The following is a 25,682-nucleotide window of genomic DNA, read 5'->3' on the forward strand; positions in this document are numbered from 1 at the left end:
AGAATCGTCGTTCGACCACTCGCTACACGCTTTCGCACCATGACCGAATCCAACCGCTCCCTCGACGACCTGTCGCCCGCCCGCGTCACGACCGCATTCGACTTGCCCGGCCATACGACCGTCCGCTCGCTCGGCGTCGCCCAGGGCATCGTCGTGCGCTCGCGCTCGATCGTCGGTTCGTTCGGCGCGTCGCTGCAAACGATCTTCGGCGGCAACATCACGCTCTATACGTCGCTGTGCGAAAAGGCGCGCGAGCAGGCGTTCGACAAGATGCTCGCCGAGGCGCGCAAGCTCGGCGCGAATGCGATCGTCGCGATGCGCTACGACTCGACCGAGATCGGCTCGGGCGTGACCGAAGTCATCTGCTACGGCACGGCCGTGCAGGTCGCACATGCCGCCGGCGCCTGACCGTCCGCCGCGACGCGCTGGCCGCACACACTGCCATTCGACCGAACCGGGTGCCGAAAAACCGTTTTGTCGAATGATTGTCCGGCACGGCCGTCGTTTGGCATGTGACTGAAACGAGAAAGCAATTTGAAATGAACTGCAGTGAACGAGAAGCCGGCTTCACCTGAAAGCATCGGCCTCTCGCGTCGGCTCAATGATCGCGCTCCAGCGACGCCATGTTCCGCAAGCTCGGGAACAGCCGCATCCACGTCAGCGCGACGGCGATCGTCGCCGCGCCGCCGACGACGATCGCCGCGGGCGCGCCCCACCACGCAGCCGTCACGCCCGATTCGAATTCGCCGAGTTGATTCGACGTGCCGATGAACAACGAATTGACCGCGCTCACGCGACCGAGCATGTCGTCGGGCGTGCGCAGCTGCACGAGCGACAGTCGCACGACGACGCTCACGACATCCGACGCGCCGAGCGCCGCCAGCGCGACGAGCGACAGCGCGAAATGCGTCGACAGCCCGAACGCGATCGTCGCGACGCCGAACGCGATCACGCCGCCGAACATCGCGCGGCCCGGCCGCCCCTTCAATGGAAAACGCGTGAGCCACAGCGTGCCCGCGAGCGCGCCGACTGCCGGCGCCGCGCGCAACGCACCGAGCCCCCACGGGCCGACCTGCAGGATGTCGCGCGCATAGATCGGCAACAACGCGGTCGCGCCGCCGAACAGCACGGCGAACAGGTCGAGCGACAGCGCGCCGAGAATCGCCGGTTCGCGCCGGATGAACGCGATGCCGGAAAACACCGAGCGCAGCGTGACCGGCTCGCGGGCGGGCGGCGCGCCGCGCAGCGGAATCGTGCCGCTCAGCATCGCCGCGATCGCGAATGCCGCGACGCTCGTGCCGAACGCGACGGGCGCGCCGACACCGTAGAGCAGCCCACCGAACGCGGGCCCGAGAATCTGCGCGGCCTGGTTCGCGGACGTCGACAATGCGGTCGCGCGCGGCAGGTCGCTGCGCGGCACGACGGCCGGCAACAGCGACGACACCGACGGCGACTCGAACGCGCGGGCCGTGCCGACGATCGCCGCGAGCGCATACACGGCCGGCGCGGCGAGCCACCCTTGCATCGCGCCGAGCAGGAACACGCCGGCGGCCAGCGCCTCGACGCTCTGGCAGATCGTCGCGATGCGCCGACGGTCGTAGCGGTCGGCCACCTGCCCGACGACGAGCGTCAGCGCGAACATCGGCACGAACTGCGCGAGGCCGACGAGACCGAGCGCGAATGCACTGTGCGTGAGCGCATACACGTACCAGCCGATGGCCACCGACAGGATCTGGAAGGCCAGCGACGACATCACGCGCGTGCCCCAGAAACGCTGGAACGGCGCGTGGCGGAACAGGTTGGCGGGTAACGGGGACAACGGACTGGAATCGGGCACGGGGGTAGTCATCGGGGTCTCGGCGGTTGGCGGTGCGCACTGCAACCGTTCGGGAAAAGCGACGCCGCACGCGAGTGGGCGTGCGGTAACGGTGCGGACGCGGCCAAATCGCGATGATATGCCAACGGCTGAAAACCGGCCGGCCGCCGGCACGCGCGCCGTCGAGCCGGCACACCGCACAAAAAAAAAAGCGCGAACCGCGGTTCGCGCCAAAGAGAGACCTCGCTGAAGACGTCACACCACCCCACCACCCCGCTTAGAACGAATGCCGCATCCCGATCCGCACGTCGGCCTGCGTTTGCGTCGTCGACGGCGTGAAGCTGTAGCCGATCACCGCATCGACACCCTGCGACGCGCGCAGATAGTCGCCGGAGATGTACACGTCGGTGCGCTTCGACAGCAGGTAATGCAGGCCGGCCGTGCCCTGGTTCCAGTGATGGCCTTCGAAGCGCGTGTGCTGGTAACCCGCGATGAAGCTCAGCGCCGGCGTGAACTGGTACAGGCCGCCGCCTTCGTACACCTGCATGTGCGACGACTGGCCGAAGCCCTTGATCGTCGTATACGAGTAGTTGGCGTCGAGCGTCAGCTTGCCGATCGTGTAGCTCGTGCCGATGCCGAACGTGCCCTGGCTGTCGACGTCCATCGGCGTGTTCGCGAACAGGTCGGTGCGCGCGCCGGTCGCGGGATCGACGGTGACGGTCTGCTGGCCGAGGAACGTGTGCGTGCCGATCATCGCGTACGGATCGAACGCGTAGATGCCGTTCGGGTTGTTCAGGCGCGTGTACGCGGCGCCGATCGAGAAGTCGCCCTTCGTGAAGCTCGCGCCCGCGCTCCATGCGCTGTTGCGATGGAAGTTGCCCGCGACGTTGCCGAACGAGTACATCGCACCGAACTTGAAGCCGCTCATGTCGTTCGACAGGAACTTCACCGAGTTCGGCAGGCGGTCGCCGTTGAAGCGGTCGAAGTCGCCCTGGTGGATCGCATAGCCGCTGCCCCACGCCGAGATGTTGTAGATCGACACCAGTTCGTTCGTGATGTCGAGCTGGTTACCGAACGACAGCGTGCCCCAGTCGTTCTGCAGGCCGACATACGCCTGCCGTCCGAATTCGGCGCCGCCGAAGCCGAGTTGCCCGTTGCCGAGACGGAAGCCGCTCTCGAGCGCGAACACGGCCTTCAGGCCGCCGCCCAGGTCTTCGGTGCCCTTGAGGCCGAAGCGGTTTCCGTATGCGACGCCGTCGTCGAACTTGACCACGTGCGAACCGCCCGTGTTGTTCACGTAGGTGATCCCGGCGTCGAGAATCCCGTACAGCGTCACGCTGCTTTGCGCATGCCCGATGGCGGGAATACAGGCCGCGCATGCAAGCGCGGCGGCTACGGCAACTTTCGTGTGCTTCATTGTCGACCACCCTCCCTGAACCGTTCGATGGATAGAATCGCTTCCCGACGCGTGCCGCGATGCGCCGGTGGATTCGAATTCAGACCGCCCCGCTGGCTTCGGCATTTCGTTTTCCGCAATAACGCAGCCATTGGCGAAAAATACAAACCCATATTTCGCGTCACCCGTCTGAAGGCGACACTAAATGGTCACGATGCGACGGATCGGGAAAACACGTAGACAGGCGGCACGGTGAAAACCGGCCGCCCGATGGGAGGGAATCAGCGCGCGTCGAGGGCCGCGCGCACGGCCGGCAGGCCCGGTGCGCCGGCCGCCGTCGTCACGCCGTCGAGCCAGGCGGCAACCAGCGCGGGCTCGGCCTTCAGCGCATGCTGCGCCGCGAGCGCGGGCGACGTCTTGTTGTCGAGCATGTCGGCGATCATGCGGTTCTCGACGTCGACCGAGAACGTCATCTGCCGGAACAGCCGCGCGAGATTCGCGCACTGGCCGGCGAACCCGGAACGCGTGACCGTGTTGACCGTCGCGCCGCCGTAGTTCGGGCCGAAATACGCATCGCCGCCCGACAGATACGTCAGATGGAACTTCGTGTTCATCAGATGCGGCTCCCACGCGAGAAACACGATCCAGCGCTTGTCGCGCACCGCGCGCTCGACCTGCGTGAGCATGCCGGTCTCGCTCGATTCGACGAGCGACCAGTTCGCGGACCCGAGCGCGTGGTCGGACAGCATCCGCTTGATGTTCTGGTTCGCGGGCGCGCCGGGCTCGATCCCGTAGATCTTGCCGCCGAAGCGGTCCGCGTAGCGCGCGAGATCGGCGAACGTATGCACGCCGGCGGCGGCCACATAGTCGGGCACCGCGAGCGTGAACTTCGCGCCGCTCAGGTTCGCACGCAGCACGTCGATCGATTTCTCGTCGACGAACGGCTTCACGAGCGGCGCCTGGGCGGGCATCCAGTTGCCGAGGAACACGTCCACCTGCCCCTTCTTCAACCCCTGGTACGTGATCGGCACCGACAGATTCGCCACGTCCTGCCGATAGCCGAGCGCCTTCAGCACGACGCCCGCCATCGCGTTCGTCGCGTCGATGTCGGTCCAGCCGGGCGCCGCCATCTTCACGTCGCTGCACGTCTGCGGATCGGCGGCAGACGCAGGCTGCATCGCCACCACGCACGCGGCGGCGGCGAACGCCGCGCCGATCCTTCGGATTGCTGCATTGCCTTGCCGTTTCATGGTTCGCTTCCTCCGTCGTTTTTCAATGACCGCGATGCCGGACGCTCAGCGCCCGACGCGCGGAAAACGCGCCATCGCCTCGAGCGTGTCGAGTTCGATGTGATTGCGCATGTAGCGCTGGCTCGCGTCGGTGAACGGCTGCCAGTCCCACGCCTGGATGCGGCCCTGCGTCGTCGCCGCGTAATGGAAACGCCGGCGCCGCTGGCTCGCGCGCACCTGCCTGTCCAGCTCGGGCAGGTTCCAGCGCTGCGCGGCGTGCGCGCGGAACGCGGCGAGCACGTCGGCGGCTTCCGGCCGGCCGGCCAGGTTCGTCAGTTCGCGCGGGTCGTCGGACAGGTTGTAGAGCTGATCGGGATCGGCCGGGCAATGCACGTATTTCCAGTCGCCGCGGCGGATCATCACGACCGGCGCGAGCGCGCCTTCCGCGAGGTATTCGCCGAGCGCGACTTCGTGCGCGGGCGTGCCGTGCAGATGCGGCACGAGGCTCGCGCCGTCGACCGGGTCCGGCCAGCCGCCGGCGGGCGCGGCGCCGGCCAGCTCGACGAGCGTCGGCAGCAGGTCGACGTGCGACACGGGCCCGCGCACGCGCGCGGCGTCGAAGCGGCCCGGCGCATGCACGATCAGCGGCACGCGGCAGCCGCCTTCGAAGAACGTCATCTTGTACCAGAGGCCGCGCTCGCCGAGCATGTCGCCGTGGTCCGACGTGACGATCACGATCGTGTCGTCGGCGAACCCGCATTGCTCGAGCGCGGCCAGCACGCTGCCGAACTGCGTATCGACGTAGGACGTCGCGCCGTAATACGCGCGGCGTGCGGCGCGGATCTGCGCGTCGGTCGGCGGCGTGCGGTCGTTCTCGCAGACGAAGCGCAGCCGCTGCGAATGCGGATCGCTGTCGGCCGCATCGAGCCGCACGGCCGGCATGTCGATCTCGTCATCGTCGTAGCGATCCCAGTATTCGCGCGTGATCGCATACGGGTCGTGCGGATGGGTCAGCGACACGACCATGCAGAACGGCCGCGCATCGTGCCCGGCCGCGCGCTCGCGCGCGACGTCGTACAGCTTCTGCTTCGCGGCGAACGTGACCTCGTCGTCGAAGTCGAGCTGGTTCGTGCGCACGCACGGGCCGGCGTCGAGCACCGAACTCATGTTGTGATACCAGCTCGGCCGCTCGGTCGGGCTGTCCCAGTCGGGCACCCAGCCGAAATCGGCCGGATAGATGTCGGTCGTGAGGCGTTCCTCGAAGCCGTGCAACTGGTCGGGTCCGCAGAAATGCATCTTGCCGGACAGCATCGTCCGGTAGCCGCCCGCGCGCAGGTAGTGCGCGAACGTCAGCGTTTGCGCCGGCAATTCGGCGGCGTTATCGTAGGCGCCGATCCCCGACGGCAGCTTGCCGGTCAGCAGCGAGAAGCGCGACGGCGCGCACAGCGGGCTCGCGCAGTAAGCGGCGTCGAACACCACGCCTTCGGCGGCGAGCCGGTCGAGCGTCGGCGTGCGGGCGACGCGGTTGCCGTAGGCCGGCAGCGCGAACGGCGTGAGCTGGTCGGCCATCAGGATCAGGATGTTGGGTGTCGGGTTCGTCATCGGCGGTCGTGGGGAAAGCGGTGTTCGAATGGAACGGCTCGCCGTTCGGGCAGCGAGACGTCCGGCATGACGGAGGCGGCCTGAAGAAACTGCCGCGCGGGCGGGCCGCGCTGGCTAGAATCGCGGGAGGCCTGTCGGCCGCCACGGAGCGCGTGTGCCGCACCGTCCGCTGCACTATCGCCCGCCCGAATTCGCGCGGGTAGGCGTCCGGCCCTTATGGGGCCATTAGAGGGACTTATGTCGAAACCCGAACCGTTACCGTCGATGCAGGCGCTGCGCGCGTTCGAATCGGCCGCCCGGCTCGCGAGCTTCACGGCCGCCGCGCGCGAGCTCGGCTCGACGCAACCGGCCGTGAGCCAGCAGGTGTATCAACTCGAAGCCGAACTCGGCGTGCCGCTGTTCGAACGCAGCCCGCGCGGCGTCACGCTGACCGCCGATGGCGAGTGCCTGTACGAAGCCGTGCGCCTGAGCCTCGACACGCTGCGCGGCGCGACCGCGACGCTGCGCGCGCGCCGCGAGCACGGCGCGCTCACGATCGTCACCGACTTCGGTTTCGCGACCTACTGGCTGATGCCGCGTCTGGCCGGGTTGAAGCGCGTGATGCCGGACGTCGACGTGCGCGTCGTCACGTCACAGGATTACGACGCGCAGCGTGACCACGGCGACATCGCGATCCTGTTCGGCGACGGCCACTGGCCGTCGTGCACGGCCGCGCGGCTGTTTCCGGAATCCGTGACGCCCGTCTGCGCGCCCGCGTTCCGCGACGCGCACCCGGGCGTCACGCGGCCCGACCATCTGCTCGCGCTACCGCTGCTGCACGTGCAGCCGACGCGCCCCGAGCGCTGGCTGTCGTGGTCGGGCTGGTTCGACGCGCACGGCCTGGAACCGCCACCCGCCGCCCGCGGCGTGACCTTCAACAGCTATGCGCTCGTGATCCATGCGGCGCTGCTCGGCGAAGGCGTGGCGCTCGGCTGGTCGCCGCTCGTCGACGAACTCGTCGCGTGCGGCCAGCTCGTGAAACTGGTCGATGCGCCCGTCGTCACGTCGCGCGGCTACTTCCTGGTGCGGCCGCCGCAGCGGCCCGAGCCGGACGCGACGCACGTGTTCCGGCGCTGGCTGCTCGACGCGTGCGCGGGGGCCTGACGCAGCGCCCGTCCCGCTGGCCCCGCTGGCGCACCGATACCAGCCACACGGCGGGTTGGTTCTATCCCGCCCGAAATCGTCCTGATTTACTTGAGTCTCCCGCTACCCGCGCGGCGCGGCGCTGTCGTGCGCCGCCGCGCGGCCGTGCGCCCCTGCCATCCGAGGAGTCTCATGACCGCCGAGCACCGCCCCGATCAATTCGTCCTGACACTGTCGTGCCCGAGCGCGGCCGGCCAGGTCGCCGCCGTCGTCGGCTTTCTCGATCGCCATCGCTGCTATGTCGATGCGCTGAACGTGTTCGACGACGATCTCAGCAACCGCTTCTTCGTGCGCTGCGTCTTTCATCCGACGGATGAAACGCTGCAGATCGACGCGCTGCGCCAGGAATTCGCCCCGATCGCGGCCGGACTCGGCGGCCACGCGGGCGACATGCAATGGGCGATCCACGACGTCAATGCGCGGCCGAAGGTGCTGATCATGGTGTCGAAGCTCGAGCACTGCCTCGCGGACCTGCTGTTCCGCTGGCGGATGGGCGAGCTGAAGATGGACATCGTCGGCATCGTGTCGAACCACCCCGACTTCGAGCCGCTCGCCGCGCAGCACGGACTGCCGTTCCGGCACTTCCCGATCACGGCCGAGACCAAGCCGCAGCAGGAAGCGCAATGGCTCGACTTCTTCGAATCGAGCGGCGCCGAGCTCGTGATCCTCGCACGCTACATGCAGGTGCTGTCGCAGGAGACGAGCGCGAAGCTCGCGAATCGCGCGATCAACATCCACCACTCGTTCCTGCCCGGCTTCAAGGGCGCGAAGCCGTATCACCAGGCGCATGCGCGCGGCGTGAAGCTGATCGGCGCGACCGCGCACTTCGTCACCGACGATCTCGACGAAGGCCCGATCATCGAGCAGGTCGTCGAGCGTGTCGATCATGCATTGCGTCCCGAGCAACTGCTCGCGGTGGGACGCGACGTCGAAAGTCTCACGCTCGCGCGTGCGGTGAAGGCGTTCATCGAGCGGCGGGTGTTTTTGAACGGCGACCGGACGGTGGTGTTTCCGTAAGCAGACCGCCGTCGCGTTCGAAGGCGGCAGAAACGAACAAGGCCCGACCGGCGTGTTCCGTTCGGGCCTTTTTTTGCCGTCGTGTTGCGCCGGCGCTTCTCGCGATGGCCCCGTGTGCGGTTTCCGGAGCCATCGCGTGCTGCCACACGCACGCATCGGCATGCATTACCGCATCACTTCACCCACGCGAAGTAATACGACAGCCAGATCGTCAGCCCCGCACCGATCAGCGCCGCATACGGCATCAGGCTCAGCCACATCGCGCGCTGCGGCACTTCGAGCTCCATGTCGCGCTGCATCTGCGCGGGGAAACGGCCGCGATCCTGCCAGTAGTGGCGGAACAGGAACACCGGCACGATCAGCAGCATCGCGATCAGCCCGTTGCGCAGCGTGCCTTCACCCTGCAGGTTCGCGCCCGCGCCGACGTAGACGAGGTTCGCATAGCCGCAGATCGAGCCCGCGACGAGCAGCCAGGTCGGGCAGCGGAACGGCCGGTCCCAGTTGCCGCGATCCATCCGGTGGATCCAGCCGGACTGGAGATTCAGGAATACGAACAGCATGTAGCAGACGTTCGAGATCGACAGCACCGTCATGTAGTCCGACATCATCAGCAACACGAGGTTGAAGCCGAGATCGGTCCACATCGCACGCGTGGGTGAGCCATGCTCGTTCACGTGCGACAGGTACTTCGGCAGCCAGCCGTCGACCGATGCCTGGTACAGCGTGCGCGACGAGCCCATCATCGACGTCATCACGATCAGCAGGATCGACAGCATCAGCATCACGACGACCGCGTTCGCGACCCACGCGCCGCCGCCGACGATCTTCGCCATCGCGGCCGCGACGCCGGTGCCGTCGCCAATCGCCGGATCGAGCATCGCCTGCGTGCCGAGCGCGCCCTGGAACGCCATCGGTACGAGCGTCATCACGACGAGACACAACGCACCCGACCAGAAAATCGCCTTGGCGGTATCGCGCCGCGGATCGCGGAATTCGCGCGTATAGCAGACGGCCGTCTCGAAGCCGTACGAGGCCCAGCCGGCCATGAACATCGCGCCGAGCGCCATCGTCACGCCCTGCCCGTTCCACGAGCCGAAGGTCGCGGCCGTGAGGTTGCCCTGCGCGTCGTGACCGAGCGGCAGCAACGGGAGCAGGTTCGACATCGGCACGTCGCCGGTGACGAACGGCACGATGCCGACGATCAGGAGCGGCGTGAGCGATGCAATCCCGAGAATGCGCTGCGTACGCGCAGCCTTCGATGCGCCGCTATGCTGAAGCTTGAACGTGATGAGAAGCAGAATCGTCGCGATGATGAACGTCGCGTTGATTCGCAGAGACAGACCCGGCTTGATGAAACCGAGATCCGCAACCTTGAGTTGCCAGTGCAGCACCGCCGCATCGGCGGGAAAGAGGCTCGTGAGCGCATAGCTCGCCGCGAGGCCGCAGCCGAGCGCAAGCATCGGCGACCACGCGAGCCAGTTGCACCACACGGACACCGGGGCAATCAGCTTGCTGTAACGGACCCAGCCAATCGCGCCGTACACCGACGCGCCGCCCGATTTATGGGGAAATAGCCCCGATATTTCCGCATAAGTCGCGCTTTGAATCAGCCCCATCGTGATCGCGGCGATCCAGATCGCCCACGCGGGCTGGCCGATCGTCGCGCATACGCCGCCGATCGTGAACAGCACGCCTGCCGGCACGCCGCTCGTCACCCAAAAAGCGTCTTTCCAGGTCAGGCCACGATGCAGCGTGTGGCCCGTCGAATCATGTGAGATGGGTGTTCCAACATCACTGGTGCGGTTCGCACGCAGTCCTGCCTGACTCATCCAGTTCCTCCTGTGATGATTCTGCACAAGCGCCGTAGTGTAACAACTTACGGGCTTTTTTGCAGAATCTGAAAAAGAATTCCGGGATATGGCCGCATTACATCCTGATTGTTTCGGATTCCTGCATGCCATTCCCGGCGTGTTTTTATGATGATTCGTACGACGTATGTCGAGGTGCTTACTGCGCGCCTTCCGTCCACGAATTCACGCGGTCCGCATGGGCTGCGATCCACGCGTCGGCGGCTGCTTCCGGCTTCGAGCCGTTCTGGATCGCCAGCATCACGCTGTCGATTTCACCCGGCTTCCACTGGAATTTCTTCAGGAATGCGACGACCGGCTTCGCCTTGGTTTCGAGGCCCGGATTCACGACGCTGTCGACGTGCTCGGCGCCGCCGAACACCTTCTTCGGATCCTCGAGGAAGCGCAGCTTCCATTTCGCGAACATCCAGTGCGGCGCCCAGCCCGTCACGATCACCGGCTTGTTCGCGCCCACCGAACGCGACAACTCGGCCGTCATCGCGCTGCCCGAGCTCGGCATCAGCGTGTAGTTCAGCCCGTAGCTCTTGATCGCGTCGTCGGTCTTGCGCATCACGCCGGCGCCCGCATCGATGCCGACGATCCGGCCGCCGAAGCTGCCCTTCTCGGCGTTCAGGTCGTCGATGCTCTTCGCCTTCACGTACGCGGGCACGATCAGGCCGATCTTCGCATCGGGGAAATTCGCGCCGAGGTCGACGACCTTGGCCTTGTACTCGTCCCAGTACGAGCCGTGCGTGACCGGCAGCCACGCGGACAGCGTCGCATCGAGATCGCCGCGCGCAACGCCCTGCCACATGATGCCGGCCGCGACCGGCACGAGCTTCACTTCGTAGCCGAGCTTCTTCTCGATCACGCGGGCCGCGACGTTCGACGTCGCGACGCTGTCGTCCCAGCCTTCGACGTAGCCGATTTTCAGCGTCGGCTTCGTATCGGCGAGCGCCGATGCGCTCAATGCCACCATCGCCGACAGAGCGCCGGTCCACAACAGCTTTCCGAACAGTTTCATGGTCGATCTCCTTGGTCTGCGCACCGTGCGCGTTGTCTCTCTAGGTTCTTCAACCACAAATCCGCGGTATCGTTGTTTTCCGACGGAAGCTTGTCCGGACGCGACGCGCCCGGACAGCCGATGGCCTGTTTCGACTACTTGTCGATCACGAGATCCGACAGCGGCTTACTGCAGCACAGCAGCACCATCCCCTGATCGATCTCGCGCTGGCGGATGCCGCCGTTGTGCTTCATCTCGACCTGCCCCGACACCAGCTTCACCTTGCAGGTGCCGCACATGCCCTGCGTGCACGAGGCCGGCAGCCGCACGCCCGACTGGCGCGCCGCGTCGAGCACGTGCTGCTCCGAGCCGCACGCGATCTCGCGGTTGCTCTTCGCGAAGCTGACCGTGTACTGCTTCGTCGCGGCGTCGACGCCGTCGGCGGCCGGCACGAGTTCGGCGAGCACTTCGTCGCTCGCGGTCTGCGCGAGCGTCTCGAACGAGAAGCTTTCCTCGTGATACTGCTTGCGATCGAAGCCGGCTTCGTCGAGCAGGTCGCGCACCGCCTTCATGTACGGCGCGGGGCCGCACGTGAAGATCTCGCGTTCCATGAAATCCGGCGCGATCAGCTTCAGCAGCGGCAGCGTCAGGAAGCCCGTGACGCCCGGCCAGTTGGTACGTGCGCCGACGCGCTCGACGACGAACGACGTGCGGAAATTCGTGTGGTTCGACGCGATCAGGTCGAGCTCGCGCGCGAAGATGATGTCGTCCGGCGTACGCGCGCTGTGCACGAACAGGATGTCGCGATCCTCGGCGAGATCATGGTGCGCGCGGCTCATCGACATCAGCGGCGTGACGCCCGAGCCGGCCGACAGGAACAGGTACTTGCGCGCCGGATGCCGTGCGCACGTGAATTCGCCGGCCGGGCCGAGCACGCGTACCGCCGCGCCCGGCTGCAGGTTGTCGTGCAGCCAGTTCGACACCTTGCCGCCCGGCACGCGCTTGACCGTGATCGAGATCGTGTGCGGCCGCGCCGGCGACGACGAGATCGTGTAGCAGCGATTGATCGTCTCGCCGTCGATGTCGAGCTCGAGCGTGATGAACTGCCCGGGCTCGAACGAAAACGTGCGGCCCTGCGGCGAACGGAAGAAGAAGCTCTTCACGTCGTGGGTTTCCTGCCGCACGTGGCAGCACACCAGCGTTTCCTCGACGTCGCTCGTCCAGCGCTCGGGCAGCGCGTTCCAGAACGCCGGGTGCGTCACCCGGCTGTCCGCCGGCTCGAAATTGGCCGCATCTCGCATCATGTCTTGCTCCGCATATACGCTGCTAAGTACTACGCGCCGGTTTTTTCGGCGAGCCGGCCGATGTACCAGGCCGAGAATTTTTCGACGAGACCTTCCGTGTACGGCGAATACGGGCCCGGCTCGTACGCGCTGCTGGTCGCGCCGCGCTGCGAGAATTCGACGAGCGCGCGATCCTGGTCATTGGTCGCGTTCCACACGGCCGTGAGGTTCTTCACGTCGTAGTCGATGCCTTCCTTCGCGTCCTTGTGCACGAGCCACTTCGTGCGCACGAGCGTCTTGCCGGCCGACAGCGGGATCACCGAGAACGTCACGATGTGATCGCTCATGAAGTGGTGCCACGAGTTCGGCTGCGTCCAGAACGACAGCCCGCCGAGATCGGCCTTGTCGAAGCCGCCGAGCAGCTTCTTCGACGCGACCTTCGCATCGAGCGTCTGCGATTCGCCATGACGATCGAGCGGCAGGCGCTGCGTGCGGAAACCCGTCACGTCGAGCAGCTTCTCGATTTCGGCGGACGGCAGGCCCATCTCGGCCCACTCCTTGCCGCGCCGCACGCACGTTTCGGCGAATGCGTCCATGCCTTCGGCGTTCGCGTCGGAACGCTGGTAGCCGAAGCCGTATTCGTACAGCGAGATCGTCAGCTCCGGATGGTTCGCGACGCAGTGATAGCACTCGCGGTTGTTCTCCATCGTGAGCTTCCAGTTGCCTTCCTCGATGATGTCGATCTGCGCGGCGATCTTCGTGTTCGGCAGGTCGTGCGGCAGCAGGTACGGCTCCATCTCGGCGCGCATCTGCGCGAAATCGACCGGCGGCTCGTCCGCGAGGCAGATGAAGATCAGGCCCGCGAGATTCTCGACGTGCACCGACTTCAGGCTGTGCTTGCAGCGATCGAACTTCTCGCCCATGTGCTCGGCGAACATCAGCTGGCCCGTCAGGTTGTAGGTCCAGCTGTGGTACGGGCACACGATGTTGCCGACCGAGCCTTTATCTTCGTTGCACAGGCGCGCGCCGCGGTGACGGCACACGTTGTGGAACGCGCGGATCGCCATGTCGTCGTCACGCACGATCAGGATCGAATCGCTGCCCAGCTCCACGGTCACGTAGTCGCCCGGCTCGGGAATGTCCGGTTCGATCGCCACCTGGATCCAGTGCTGGCGGAAAATCGCCTCCATGTCGAGCGCGAAGATGTCCTCGCTCGTGTAGAACGGTGCGTCGAGGCTGTGCCCTTCCTTGCGCCGCTCGATCAATGCACGAATGTCTGCCGATACTTTCATCGTTTGCTCCGGATTCCTTGCATCCCTGGGTTCTTGCCGACAGGCATCAAAATCAGTAGTCGATGAGCTGATGCTCGCGCAAATACGCGAGGATCACTTGTGCTTTTTCGACCGAACTCCCTTCATTTACGACGTTGCCGCCACGGCTTTCGGTCGTCGTCGCGGACAGCATCCGCGCATGCCCGGAGCGCTTCTCGGCGGCGACCAGCTTTACGGGTTTACGCTCGACCGGGCCGACCGTCCACGCGGCCGCATCGGCGTCCGCGCCGGGCGCCGCGAGCGCGGGCCGGATCGCGCCGGCGCGCAGCCGTGCATACGCATAGCGCGGCTCCACGCTCGCAAGCGGATGCACGGCGACGACGGCCGGCAGCGCCGCGTCGACACGCCGCCGCAGCCCTTTCGGCAAAAATTGCCGAACCGCCGCGCGGCCGCCGTCGACCGTCACGTCGACGGCCGAGCCCACGAGCGGATAGCCGAGCGCCGCGGCGATGCGATACGGCAGCATCCCGGTGTCGTACGCGCCCTCGGCGCGCGTGCCGGTCAGCACGAGGTCGTAGCCGTCGAGGCGCGCGGCGAGTGCGTGCACGGCATCGTCGCCGTCGCGGCAGGCCAGCACTTCGACCTCTCGCGCACCGAGCGCCAGATACTCGGCGAGCGCCGCATTCGCGGGGTCGCCGGCATGAATCACATCGAGCGTCGCGCGATGCTTGTCGGCGAGCTGCCGGCCGGTTTCGAGCGCGGCCGCATCGTTGCGGCTGTAGCGCGCGACGCCGCTGACCGGATGCCGGCCGACGGACACGAGCACCGCGATGCGTTGCAAGGGACGAGGGGCGTTCATGCGGCGACTCCTTCGGGTTCACGGGTACCGACCGCGGCCGGCGATTCGCCGCGCGCGGCCCGCGCGGCCTGGACCTGTTCGATCAGCGCGGCGATCGTCGCCTGCGCGTCGCCGACCACCGTCAGGTTCGCGCGCTTCGCGATCGGCGCGCTGCCGTCGAGGTTGACCGCGATCACGTGGCGGCAGTCCTTGATCCCCTGCAGGTGCTGCACCGCGCCCGAGATGCCGAACGCGATGTACACGCTCGCCTCGACCGTCTTGCCGGTCGCGCCGACCTGCTTGTCGCGCGTGAAGTGGCCGTTGTCGACCGCGACGCGGCTCGCGCCGATCGCCGCGCCGAACACGCCGGCCAGCCGCTCGAACGCGCCGATGTCGGACACGCCGTTGCCGGCCGACACGATGAAATCGGCTTCCTCGAGCGCGACCTGGGCCGCGTCGATTTCGTCGAGGCCGAGATCGCGGTACGGCTGCGCGGCATCCCGCGCCGGGCGAATGAAGTCGGCGGCGACGCGCTCGCCCGCACCGACGAACGGCAGCTTCGCGTCCACCGCGTTCTGCGCGAGCAGGATCACGTCGGGCAGCGCCCGGGTGGCAAACGCACGCCCGGCCTGCGCATACGCGCCCACATGCTTCGCGTCGATTTCGACGACGTGGGTCGCGACGCTCGCGGCGGCGGCCGCCGCGTAACGCCGGCCGAGATCGCCGTCGCCTGTCGCGTTGTCGGGCACGAACACGTGCTTCGGTGCGAGCGCGGCCACGCAGGCCTGCAATGCTTGCAGTTCGCTTTCGGGATCGAACGCACGGCGATCGAAGCCGGCCAGCTCGATCAGCTTGTCGACGCCGAGTTCGGCGACGTCATCCTTCAGTTCGCCGAACGCGAGCAGCGCGACTTCCGTCTGCGCATCGGCGAGCACGGCGGCAGCGGCAATCGCCTGCCGCGAATGGTCGTCGAGCGCGCCGCGTTCGCTGTGCGCGACCACCAGCATCACGTGCTTCGGGTCCTGCAGCGCGCGGCGCGGCTTCGCGGCCGCGCCGCCATGACCGTGCGCGGACCACTGCGCGGCGTTCGCATCGGCGCTGCCTTCCTCGCCGAGCGTGATACGCTTCAGGCCGGCGGCCGTGATGATGAACGGCCGGCGCGGATCGATTCGTTTGATCGTATTCATCGATTCACTCCAGCGAGGCAGCGACGAGTTCGGCGACGTCGAGCACGTCGGGGCGCGGGCCCACGACACCTTCGAGCATGGCCGTGCAGTTCGGGCACGCAACCGCGACCACGTCCGCGCCGATCGTGCGCGCGTCGGCGATGCGGATGTCCGGAATGCGCTGCTTGCCGGGGATGTCGGTCAGCGGCGCACCGCCGCCACCGCCGCAGCAGCGGCCGCGCATGCCGTTGCGCTCCATCTCGACGACCTGGATGCCGATCGTCTTCAACAGCTTGCGCGGTGCTTCGATCTCGCCGTTGTAGCGGCCGAGGTAGCACGGATCGTGATACGTGGTGCGCTTCTCCTGCAGCGCCTCGACCGCCTTCGGCGCGATCTTGCCGCTGTCGGCGAGTTCGGCCAGATAGGTCGTGTGATGCTTGACCGTCACGCGCAGCCCGAGCGCACGGTATTCGTTGCGCAGGCTGTGCATCACGTGCGGGTCGGCCGTCACGATCTGCTGGTACGACAGCGTGCCGAGCGTGCCGATCAGGCGCTTCGCCATCTGCTGGAACGTCGCTTCGTCGCCAAGCCGGCGGGCGACGTCGCCCGTATCGGTCTCGGTCGGGCCAAGCACCGCGTAATCGACGCCCGCCTTGTTCAGCACCTTGACGAACGCGCGCAGCGTACGCTGGTAGCGCATGTCGAACGCGCCTTCGCCCGCGACGAACAGCACGTCGACCGGCTTGCCCGGCTGCGCGACCGGCGCGCTCAGGTCGACCGACCAGTCGTAGCGCGCGGCCGTGTCGTAGCCGCCCATCGTGCCCGTCTCGCGCAGGTTCGCGAGCACTTCCTGGCCCTTGCCCGGCACCGTGCCGTGCACGAGCGTGCGGTTGCGGCGCATGTCGACGATCGCGTCGACGTGCTCGATCAGCATCGGGCATTCCTGCACGCATGCGCGACAGGTCGTGCACGACCACAGCGTCTGCTCCTCGATCAGGCCCGACACGATCGGGCCGTTCGGCTCGCCGCGATGCTGGCCGACCGCGAGGCCCGGCGTCGGGCTGCCCGCGTACGCCGCATCGGTGCCGCCGGCCATCCCGACCACGAGATCCTGGATCAGCTTCTTCGGATTCAGCGGCTGGCCCGACGCGAACGCGGGGCACGCGGCTTCGCACTTGCCGCACTGCACGCATGCGTCGAAGCTCAGCAACTGGTTCCAGCGGAATTCGACCGGCTTCGCGACGCCGTACTCCTGATGCTCGATGTCCGGCAGCTTCAGTGCGGTCGGCGGCGTGGCCGTGCCGTTGCCGGTGAACGATTCACGGGTGGCCGCGAAACGCTCCTGGCGCGGATGGAACGCGAGATGCAGCAGGCCGGCGATCGCGTGCTTCATCGGGCCGCCCTTCGCGGCGCCGACCGTCATCGTGAACGCGCCGATGCCGATCAGCAGCGCGCAGAGCACCGCGAACGCGCCCGACATCGCGCCGGTCGGCACCAGCATGAACAGCACGAGGCCGAGCGCGAACGAACCGAGCAGCCAGGGCAGCGTGTTCCACGGGCCGCGCGACAGGCGCGCCGGCACGTCCTTCGCCGCGCGGCGGCGCCACACGAACACCGCGCCGACCAGCATCGCGAGCGCCGCGACGAAGATCAGCTTGTCGAGCCACGGCGAGTAGATCGCGAGGCCGTAGTTGACGAACACCAGCGCGAGCGCGCCGATCGCGCCGCCGGCGGTCGCGACGTGAGTCTTCGCGATGTACGGATCGCGGGCGACCACGTGGTGCAGGTCGACGAAATAACGCTTCGGAATCGCGAACAGGTTCGCGACGCCGAACGAGCCGGGCGCCGTCGCGCGACCCAGACGCCAGTAGGACGAGCGCTTCGCGACCGCGAACGCGAGCCCCGCCACCGACAGCCACAACAGGGCGGTAATGAGGAAGGACGGGTTCATCTTTTAGAAATCCTTCACGAGACGCAGCGAGTCGTAGATCGCACCGTGGACGTTGTGCATCGAGATGCAGTCGCCGACACGGAACAGCAGGAAACGGCCGTTGCCGAGCTCTTCCGACAGGCACGGTTGCGGCTCGGCCGCGAACAGCGTGTGCGGATCGATCTGGCCGCGGTTCACCGATTCCGGCTTGAGCTTCCAGTACAGCTCGTCGTTCGGCGACGAACCGTTCTCGATCACCACCTGGTCAACGGCGCGCTCTTCCAGTTCTTCCGTGTATTCGTTGCGCAGCACGGCGATCATCTTGCCGTTCTCTTCATAGACGCGATCGAGCATCGTGTTCGGCGTCGGAATCACGCCGAACGCGTACAGGCGACGGTAGAAAATCGGGAACGTCGTGCCGCCGCAGTCGTCGGCCACCTTCACGTCGGGCGTCACCACCTCGACCTTCGAGCCACGGCTCGCCATGAAGTCGGCCACGCCCGCGCCGGCATGCGTGCTCACGCCGTCGAACAGCAGCACGTTCTGCTTCGGCTCGACCTTGCCGGTCAGGATGTCCCATGAGCTGACCGCGAGGCCTTCGGCCACGCCCCACGCCGGCACCTGCCACGTGAAGCTCGATCCGCCCGTCGCGAGCACGACGATGTCCGGCTTCTCGGCCATGATCATCTTCTCGTCGGCGGCCACGCCGAGGCGCCGGTCGACGCCCAGACGCTTCGTTTCCATGTCGAACCAGCGGATGATCCCCGACATCTGCTCGCGCTGCGGCGCCTTCGCGGCGATCATCACCTGGCCGCCCACTTCCGCGTTCTTCTCGAACAGCACGACGTCGTGGCCGCGCAGCTTCGCGACACGCGCCGCCTCCAGGCCCGCGGGACCCGCGCCGACCACCACGACCTTGCGCTTCGGGCCACGCGACTTCTCGATGATGTGCGGCATCGTCGCTTCGCGCGACGTCGCCGCGTTCTGGATGCACAGCACGTCGAGGCCGTTGTACTGACGGTCGATACAGTAGTTCGCGCCGACGCACTGCTTGATTTCGTCTTCTCGGCCATCGCGGATCTTGATCACCATGTGCGGATCGGCGATCTGCGCGCGCGTCATGCCGACCAGGTCGATCATCCCGTTCGCGAGCAGGCGCTCGGCCTGGCCCGCATCGCGGATGCTCTGCGCGTGCATCACCGGAATCTTCACGACCGACTTGATGCCGGCCGCGAGGTGCACGAACGGCTCCGGCGGCAACGCCATCGGCGGCATGCAGTTGGCGATCGTGTTGTGCGTATCGCCGCCCGAGCCGACCACGCTCAGGTAGTCGATCAGGCCCGTCTCCGACATCGCCTGCGCGATTTCCTTCAGCGCCTCGTGATCGAGGCCGTCCTCGTGGAATTCGTCGCCGCACATGCGCAGGCCGACGCAGAAATCCTTGCCGACCGCCTCGCGCACGGCCGTCAGCACTTCGATGCCGAAGCGCAGGCGGTTTTCGAGGCTGCCGCCCCATTCGTCGGTGCGATGGTTCGAACGCTTGCTCCAGAACTGGTCGATCAGGTGCTGGTGCGCGGCGGAGATTTCGATGCCGTCCATGCCGGCCGCCTTCACGCGCTTCGCGGCCGCCGCGAAATCACCGATGATGCGGCGGATTTCCTCGATCTCGATGATCTTCGCATTGCCGCGGTGCACGGGTTCGCGCACGCCCGACGGCGACATCAGGTGCGGCCAGTGCTCGCCGTGGAACGACGAGCGGCGGCCCATGTGCGTCGCCTGGATCATGATTTTCGCGCCGTGCTTGTGCATCGTGTCGGCCAGGCGCGTGAGCGGGTCGATGATCTTGTCGGTCGACAGGTTCACCGATTTCCACCAGCCCTGCGGGCTGTCGATCGACACCGGGCTCGAACCGCCGCAGATGGCCAGGCCGACGCCGCCCTTCGCCTTTTCTTCGTAGTAGCGGATATAGCGGTCGCCCGGCAGGCCGCCCGGCTCGGCGTACACCTCCGCGTGCGCGGTGCTGACGATCCGGTTGCGCAGCGTCAGCTGGTTCAGCTGCATGGGTTTGAACAGGTGGGGATAACGCATCGCTGGCGACCTCTGGCGTTCGAATGTCTCGTGTTGCGGGTGTTGTTCTGTTTCAGTGAATCAATGCGTCAGTGCGCGATCGGCGACACTTCGAAGACGCAGTGGTCGTGATGCTCGGCCGCACACTGCACTTCCTTCGATTGCGCGCGCGGGGCGCCCTTGCCTTCCGGCGTCGTGTCGTTGACCCAGTCCATCGCGCCGGCGAACCAGCCCGCGAACATGTAGCAGAGCTTGCCTTCCTTGCCCGGCTGCTGGAGCACGAACGACGAGTGGCGCAGTTCGATCTTCGCGCGGGCGCTCGCCGGATCGGCCTCGATGATCGAGAACAGGCCCCAGCCGCGTTGCGACAGGCGCTTCAGGTAGTGCTCGAACACGGCCATGCCGGTCAGGCCGTGCAGCTTCGCTTCCTTGTCGCACCAGTGGTACGCGGACTTGTAGCCGGCCTTGTAGAGGATTTCGGCATACGCTTCGACGCCGAGCGCTTCCTCGACGGCGACGTGGTTGTTCGTGAAGAAGTGGCGCGGCACGTACAGCATCGGCAGCGCGTCGGTGGTCCAGACGCCGGTATCGGGATCGACGTTGATCGGCAGTTGCGGTTGCATCGTGGTGACTCCGTGAGGAAAGTGGCCGCGCGGTTCAGTGCGCAGGCGCGACATCGTCCGCGCGCCAACGCGGCAAGCGTTGGCACGTCCCGATTTTTTTATGTTGAAACGCGAGTAGCGGGTTCGGCGGGGGTGGCGCTTACGCGCCCCACACGTCCTTGAACACGCGCACCCAGTTCTCGCCCATGATCTTGCGGATACGCGACTCCTTCCAGCCGTGGCGTTCCATCGCCGCGGTCAGGTTCGGGAATTCGCCGATCGTGCGGATGCCGTCCGGGTTGATCACCTTGCCGAAGTTCGTCAGCTGGCGATAGCGGCCCTTGTCATGCGTCAGCATGTCGAAGAATTCCTTCGCGAAATCCTGCGTGAAGTCCGTGCCGATGCCGACCGCGTCCTCGCCGATCAGGTTCACGACGTAGTCGATCGCCTCGATGTAGTCGTCGATGTTCGCTTCGATCCCGCGCTTCAGGAACGGCGCGAACATCGTCACGCCGACGAAGCCGCCCGCATCGGCGATCTCCTTCAGCTGCGCGTCGCTCTTGTTGCGCGGATGCTCCTTCAGGCCCGACGGCAGGCAGTGCGAATAGCACACCGGCTTCTTCGAGAACGCGATCGCTTCCGACGACGTGTTGCCGCCCACGTGCGACAGGTCGACCATGATGCCGACGCGGTTCATCTCGGTGATCACTTCGCGCCCGAAGTCCGACAGGCCGCCGTCGCGCTCGTAGCAACCGGTGCCGACCAGGTTCTGCGTGTTGTAGCAAAGCTGCACGACGCGCACGCCCATGTCGGCGAACGCTTCGATGTAGCCGAGGTTGTCCTCGAACGCATGCGCGTTCTGGAAGCCCAGGATGATCCCGGTCTTGCCTTCCTTCTTCGCGCGGAAGATGTCGTCCGTCGTGCGCACGAGCGTCAGCAGCTCGCCGTTGTCGCGGATCTTCTTCTTCATCACGCCGATGTTGTCGACGGTCTTGGTGAAGTTCTCCCACACCGACACCGTGCAGTTCGCGGCCGTGATGCCGCCACGGCGCATGTCCTCGAACACCGGCTTCTCGAACTTCGAGATGTTCAGTCCGTCGATGATGATGCTGTCCTGATGCAGCGTGCTCATATCTGCTCTCGCTCGTGTGACTGTTCTTGTGGGGGGCGATCAGTAGATCGGGAAGCGCTCGCACAGCGCGAAGATCTCGCGGCGCACGCGCTGTTCGGTTGCGTGGTCCCCTTCCGGGTTCGCGCGCAGCGCGTCGAACACTTCGAGGATCAGGCGGCCGATCTCGCGGAACTCCGCGACGCCGAAACCGCGCGTCGTCCCCGCCGGCGTGCCGAGGCGAATGCCCGACGTGACGGTCGGCTTCTCGGTGTCGAACGGGATGCCGTTCTTGTTGCAGGTGATGCCCGCGCGCTCCAGCGCCTGCTCGACCGGCGCACCTTTCAGGCCCTTCGGGCGCAGGTCGACCAGCAGCAGATGGTTGTCGGTGCCGCCCGTGACGAGATCGACGCCGCCGGCCTTCAGCACTTCGCCGAGCGCCTGCGCGTTCGCGAGCACGTTGTCGATGTAGGTCTTGAAGTCCGCATGCAGCACCTCGCCGAACGCCACCGCCTTGCCGGCGATCACGTGCATCAGCGGGCCGCCTTGCAGGCCGGGGAACACGGCCGAGTTGATCTTCTTCGCGATCTCCTCGTCGTTGGTCAGCACGAAGCCGCCGCGCGGGCCGCGCAGCGTCTTGTGCGTGGTCGACGTGACGACGTGCGCGTGCTCGACCGGGTTCGCGTGGCGGCCCGCGGCGATCACGCCCGCGATGTGCGCCATGTCGACCATCAACTTCGCGCCGACGCTGTCGGCGATCGCGCGAAAGCGTGCGAAGTCGAGCGCGCGCGGGTACGCCGAAAAGCCGGCGATGATGAGGTTCGGCTTGTGCTCGTGCGCGAGCGCCTCGACCTGGTCGTAATCGATGCGCATCGTGTCGCGGTTCACGCCGTACTGGACCGCGTTGAACCACTTGCCCGACAGCGCCGGCTTCGCGCCGTGCGTCAGGTGGCCACCCGCGTCGAGCGACATGCCGAGCACCGTGTCGCCCGGCTTCGCCAGCGCGAGCATCACCGAACCGTTCGCCTGCGCGCCCGAGTGCGGCTGCACGTTCGCATAGCCGGCGTTGAAGATCTGCTTCACGCGATCGATCGCGAGCGCCTCGACTTCATCGGCGAATTCGCAGCCGCCGTAATAGCGCTTGCCGGGATAGCCTTCCGCGTACTTGTTGGTCAGTACCGAGCCCTGCGCCTCGAGCACGGCGCGCGACACGATGTTTTCCGACGCGATCAGCTCGACCTGCGACTGCTGACGCTCGAGTTCCTTCAGGATGGCGCTGCGCACCGGCGCGTCGCGCTCGGCAAGGGGCTGCGAGAAGAAAGGCTGGGTGTTCGACATAGTGCGTCCGTGACGAAGAATAAAGGGCTGTAACCGAAGCTCAAGGCCCGCCGTGCCTGGGTTTCCCGCTCGTCCAGTGCAAGGCTGCCGACGGCTCTATTCTTGTCGTTCGGATTTTCGGCGGATTGATGAATTTAGACGCGTTCTTTGCCTTTTCCGCCATGCGCGTCCGTTTTATACAAGTGACCGGTCGTGCTTTTCGGGATGACCTGCCGAAACGGTATCGACGATTCACCTATGGACACGCACACCGGCAGTGCGTTTGCCGCTCGTTCGGGGTGCGGCTTGTCCCGGATACGGTGCAGTGCAGCATCGGCCTTACGCCCAGACAACGTATGGAGCTAGGGTTTAGCCGTATGGCACGCTTGTTGCGCTCGCTCACACAATACCGCAGCCCGATCCGTGCCCCGGGCGAAAAGCTATTAGAGATTCAAGGAACGCTCCCCATGTCGCCCGACCGCACAGCGTCGCTGTCCCACTTCGCGTTCATGCCTTTACCGAACTTCACGATGATCGCGTTCACCAATGCGATCGAGGTGCTTCGGATGGCGAACTACCTGAGCGGCCAGCCGCTCTACCGCTGGTCGGTGATCAGTCCGGACGGCGGCCCGGTCACGGCGAGCAACGGCCTCACGGTCGATACGGGCCCGGCCGAATGCGCGGGGCAACCCGACATCGTGTTCGTCTGCGGCGGCGTCGACGTGCAGCGTGCGACCACGCCTGCCCATCTGTCGACCCTGCGCCGCTTCGCGCGCGCGGGCATCCCGCTCGGCAGCCTGTGCACGGGCACCTATGCGCTCGCGAAGTCGGGGCTGCTCGCTGGCTACGCATGCGCGATCCACTGGGAGAACATGTCGGCGCTGAAGGAGGAGTTTCCGGACACGCGCTTCCTGAAGGAACTGTTCGTGATCGACCGCGACCGCATCACGTGCACGGGCGGCGTCGCGCCGCTCGACATGATGCTGAACCTGATTGCCGCGCGCGTCGGCACCGCACGCGTCACGCAGATCGCCGAGCAGTTCATCGTCGAACACGTGCGCGACACGAGCGCGCAGCAGCGCATGCCGCTCGTCGCGCGCCTCGGCTCGGCGAACAAGTCGTTGTTCGAAGTGATCGCGCTGATGGAGAACAACATCGAGGAGCCGCTGTCGCGCGAGGAACTCGCGCGGCTCGCGAACATGTCGCAGCGGCAGTTGCAGCGCCTCTTCCGCGAGCATCTCGGGATGACGCCGACGCACTACTACCTGACGTTGCGGCTGCGCCGCGCGCGCGAGCTGCTGCTGCAGACCGACATGTCGATCATGCACATCACGATGGCGTGCGGGTTCCAGTCGGCATGCCACTTCAGCAAGAGCTATCGCGACGCGTTCGGCGTCGCGCCGACGCGCGAGCGCCGCAAGCAGGTCGCGCCGCTCGCGCAGGGGGCGGCGAGCGCAGCGCCGGCGTTTCCGGCGCATGTGCTGCATGCGTGAAGCGGGCAGCATTTGAAGCAAAAAAAGAGCGGCCTTCAATCAAGGCCGCTTTTTGCTGGTACTTACGATCCCCACACCTGCATTTCATCGAGCGAGTACCCCCACTGCGTCGCCCGCTTCGTGCCGAGCATCCGCACGTAACGGCCCTGCCCGTTCAGGTTCGGCAGCGTCACATGGCCGTACGACACGCCGTTGCTCGTCGAGTAGATCGTCGTCCAGTTCGCATTGTCGTTCGACGTCTGGATCTGGTAGACGAGCGCGCCCGCGTCCCAGTATAGATCGATGCTGCTGATCGTCTTCGTCGCGCCGAGATCGACCGAGATCCACTGCGGATCGACGCCCGCGCCTTCCGGCGAATCCCAGCGCGTGCTCGTCGTGTTGCCGTCGAATGCCTTGTCCGGCGTGAGCGACGCGTTGTAGCTCGCCGACGCCGCGGCCGGCCGCCCCTGCGACAGCAGCGTGCGCGCCGCGGCCGGGCCGCCGTAGTAGTTCGCCCCGAGCTTCGCCTTCGTCGCATCCGCATTCACGCCGAACTGTGACAGGCTCCAGCGCTGGCCGGTCGTCACGTCGCCGACGTAGAGCTGATAGCCGCCCGCCGTCGTCGACGAGAAGAACAGGTAGTTCGTACCACTGACAGGCGCCGGATCCGAGTTGTTGCTCATGCAGTCGTTGAGCGCCAGCGCGCTCGGCGTCGACGCCGGGTCGCCCGTCTTCGCGTAGATCTGGTCGGCCCCGCCGCTGTCCTTCCAGCGCGCGTAGTACACCATGCCGTCCGCACGCACGGTCGGGTAGTACGTCTGCAGCCCGGCCGGACGATCGAACACGGCGGTGACGCCGGTCGCGATCGTGCGCTTCATCAGCCCCATGTTCGAGCCGGTGCCGGTCGCGTAGTACACGGCGCTCGCGTCCGGCGCGAGGAACGGCATCGAGTATTCGGCGCCGGCCGGCGCGTTCGTCAGGCTCACGATCGACGTGAACACCGGGCCCGCGCTCGTGTACGACAGCGTCGCCTGCTTGACGTCGCCGTTCTGCTTGAACACGAGCGTCTTGCCGTCCGCGCTGAACTTCGGGTCTTCGTTGCGCGTGGCGCCCGTGCTGTGCGTCATGTTGACGGGCGGCGTGCCGGCGCCGAGCTGCAGCATGAACACGTTCCATGCGCCGTTGCTGATGCCCATGAACGCGAGCCACTTGCCGTCGGGACTGAACACGCCGTTCATCGGATCGGTGATGCCCCACGCGCTCTTGCTGAGTTGCGTCAGCGTGCGGGCCGAGAAATCGTAGAGGAACAGCTGGCTCGTGCCGTCGCCGTACTTGACGTAGCTGTGATAGACGAGCTTGCCGGTCAGCGCGGCGGGGAACGTCGCATTCGGCTGGGCGGCGGGATTGTTGACGCAGGCTGCGGCTGCCACGCCGCTGAACAGGTTGAGGGCGAGGCCGGCCACGAGGCCCGCGACGAGGGTCTTCAATTTCACGCTGGATACTTCCGGGTAAGGTAAGGACTAGGACGGCCGCAGA

General features: G+C 66.4%; 20 protein-coding genes. 4 read left to right on the forward strand and 16 right to left on the reverse strand.

Translation table 11 applies throughout. The features are described from left to right. The first annotated feature begins 39 nt into the window (after window positions 1–39). The gene (locus MMB92_RS03940) at window positions 40–408 is read left to right on the forward strand and encodes a YbjQ family protein (protein ID WP_006491379.1); all 369 of its coding nucleotides are present in this window, start codon (window positions 40–42) and stop codon (window positions 406–408) included. Between the two features lie 190 nt (window positions 409–598). Here MMB92_RS03940 and MMB92_RS03945 read toward each other — a convergent pair whose 3' ends face one another. From MMB92_RS03945 to betC, 4 genes are all read right to left on the reverse strand, one after another. Then, the gene (locus MMB92_RS03945) at window positions 599–1,849 is read right to left on the reverse strand and encodes an MFS transporter (RefSeq protein ID WP_277562541.1); all 1,251 of its coding nucleotides are present in this window, start codon (window positions 1,847–1,849) and stop codon (window positions 599–601) included. Between the two features lie 244 nt (window positions 1,850–2,093). Continuing rightward, a complete protein-coding gene (locus MMB92_RS03950) occupies window positions 2,094–3,233 on the reverse strand; it encodes a porin (protein ID WP_048985105.1) in 1,140 nt (379 codons plus the stop codon). A 260-nt stretch (window positions 3,234–3,493) separates the two neighbouring features. Further along, entirely contained in the window at window positions 3,494–4,462 is a 969-nt protein-coding gene (choX, locus tag MMB92_RS03955; RefSeq protein WP_277562542.1) for a choline ABC transporter substrate-binding protein, read from the reverse strand. Between the two features lie 45 nt (window positions 4,463–4,507). Then, a complete protein-coding gene (betC, locus tag MMB92_RS03960; protein ID WP_077020994.1) occupies window positions 4,508–6,043 on the reverse strand; it encodes a choline-sulfatase in 1,536 nt (511 codons plus the stop codon). A 237-nt stretch (window positions 6,044–6,280) separates the two neighbouring features. Between betC and MMB92_RS03965 the strand changes: the two genes are divergently transcribed. Both MMB92_RS03965 and purU read left to right on the forward strand, forming a co-directional pair. Further along, on the forward strand, window positions 6,281–7,186 hold the full coding sequence (locus tag MMB92_RS03965) for a LysR family transcriptional regulator (RefSeq protein WP_006486273.1): 906 nt from the start codon (window positions 6,281–6,283) through the stop codon (window positions 7,184–7,186). A gap of 171 nt (window positions 7,187–7,357) precedes the next feature. Then, window positions 7,358–8,242 (forward strand): formyltetrahydrofolate deformylase, encoded by an 885-nt coding sequence (gene purU / locus MMB92_RS03970; RefSeq protein WP_277562543.1) that lies wholly within the window; start codon window positions 7,358–7,360, stop codon window positions 8,240–8,242. Between the two features lie 173 nt (window positions 8,243–8,415). Here the strand turns inward: purU and MMB92_RS03975 are convergent, their stop codons facing one another. The 11 genes from MMB92_RS03975 to MMB92_RS04025 form a co-directional block, all read right to left on the reverse strand. Beyond that, window positions 8,416–10,071: an APC family permease gene (locus MMB92_RS03975; protein ID WP_006486278.1), complete on the reverse strand. Its 1,656-nt coding sequence runs from the start codon at window positions 10,069–10,071 to the stop codon at window positions 8,416–8,418. Window positions 10,072–10,249: 178 nt separating this feature from the next. Further along, a complete protein-coding gene (locus tag MMB92_RS03980) occupies window positions 10,250–11,113 on the reverse strand; it encodes a glycine betaine ABC transporter substrate-binding protein (RefSeq protein WP_006486270.1) in 864 nt (287 codons plus the stop codon). A 134-nt stretch (window positions 11,114–11,247) separates the two neighbouring features. Further along, entirely contained in the window at window positions 11,248–12,396 is a 1,149-nt protein-coding gene (locus MMB92_RS03985) for a hybrid-cluster NAD(P)-dependent oxidoreductase (RefSeq protein ID WP_006498749.1), read from the reverse strand. A gap of 29 nt (window positions 12,397–12,425) precedes the next feature. Further along, complete coding sequence (locus MMB92_RS03990) at window positions 12,426–13,667, reverse strand: aromatic ring-hydroxylating dioxygenase subunit alpha (RefSeq protein ID WP_006486272.1); 1,242 nt, start codon at window positions 13,665–13,667, stop codon at window positions 12,426–12,428. A 52-nt stretch (window positions 13,668–13,719) separates the two neighbouring features. Continuing rightward, the gene (locus MMB92_RS03995; protein WP_006491387.1) at window positions 13,720–14,505 is read right to left on the reverse strand and encodes an electron transfer flavoprotein subunit beta/FixA family protein; all 786 of its coding nucleotides are present in this window, start codon (window positions 14,503–14,505) and stop codon (window positions 13,720–13,722) included. After that, window positions 14,502–15,671 (reverse strand): electron transfer flavoprotein subunit alpha/FixB family protein, encoded by a 1,170-nt coding sequence (locus tag MMB92_RS04000; protein WP_080322406.1) that lies wholly within the window; start codon window positions 15,669–15,671, stop codon window positions 14,502–14,504. Before MMB92_RS04000 ends, MMB92_RS03995 begins: the two co-directional genes overlap by 4 nt. Window positions 15,672–15,675: 4 nt before the next feature. Continuing rightward, complete coding sequence (locus MMB92_RS04005) at window positions 15,676–17,601, reverse strand: (Fe-S)-binding protein (RefSeq protein WP_006488989.1); 1,926 nt, start codon at window positions 17,599–17,601, stop codon at window positions 15,676–15,678. A gap of 3 nt (window positions 17,602–17,604) precedes the next feature. Beyond that, complete coding sequence (locus tag MMB92_RS04010; protein ID WP_006488987.1) at window positions 17,605–19,668, reverse strand: NADH:flavin oxidoreductase; 2,064 nt, start codon at window positions 19,666–19,668, stop codon at window positions 17,605–17,607. A 68-nt stretch (window positions 19,669–19,736) separates the two neighbouring features. Beyond that, complete coding sequence (locus tag MMB92_RS04015) at window positions 19,737–20,270, reverse strand: DUF5943 domain-containing protein (protein ID WP_006488993.1); 534 nt, start codon at window positions 20,268–20,270, stop codon at window positions 19,737–19,739. Window positions 20,271–20,409: 139 nt separating this feature from the next. After that, window positions 20,410–21,381 (reverse strand): dipeptidase, encoded by a 972-nt coding sequence (locus MMB92_RS04020; RefSeq protein WP_006488981.1) that lies wholly within the window; start codon window positions 21,379–21,381, stop codon window positions 20,410–20,412. 39 nt (window positions 21,382–21,420) lie between these two features. Beyond that, window positions 21,421–22,695, reverse strand: a complete 1,275-nt coding sequence (locus MMB92_RS04025; protein WP_006488995.1) for a serine hydroxymethyltransferase — start codon at window positions 22,693–22,695, stop codon at window positions 21,421–21,423. Window positions 22,696–23,051: 356 nt separating this feature from the next. On the opposite strand from MMB92_RS04025, the gene MMB92_RS04030 reads away from it, so the two are divergent. Continuing rightward, a complete protein-coding gene (locus tag MMB92_RS04030; RefSeq protein WP_077175816.1) occupies window positions 23,052–24,167 on the forward strand; it encodes a GlxA family transcriptional regulator in 1,116 nt (371 codons plus the stop codon). Window positions 24,168–24,229: 62 nt separating this feature from the next. Here MMB92_RS04030 and MMB92_RS04035 read toward each other — a convergent pair whose 3' ends face one another. Next, on the reverse strand, window positions 24,230–25,639 hold the full coding sequence (locus MMB92_RS04035) for a discoidin domain-containing protein (protein ID WP_080322405.1): 1,410 nt from the start codon (window positions 25,637–25,639) through the stop codon (window positions 24,230–24,232). Between the last annotated feature and the right edge of the window lie 43 nt (window positions 25,640–25,682).

Origin of the sequence: Burkholderia sp. IO2 (genome assembly GCF_029522185.1) — a bacterium.
Lineage (GTDB): Bacteria > Pseudomonadota > Gammaproteobacteria > Burkholderiales > Burkholderiaceae > Burkholderia > Burkholderia cenocepacia.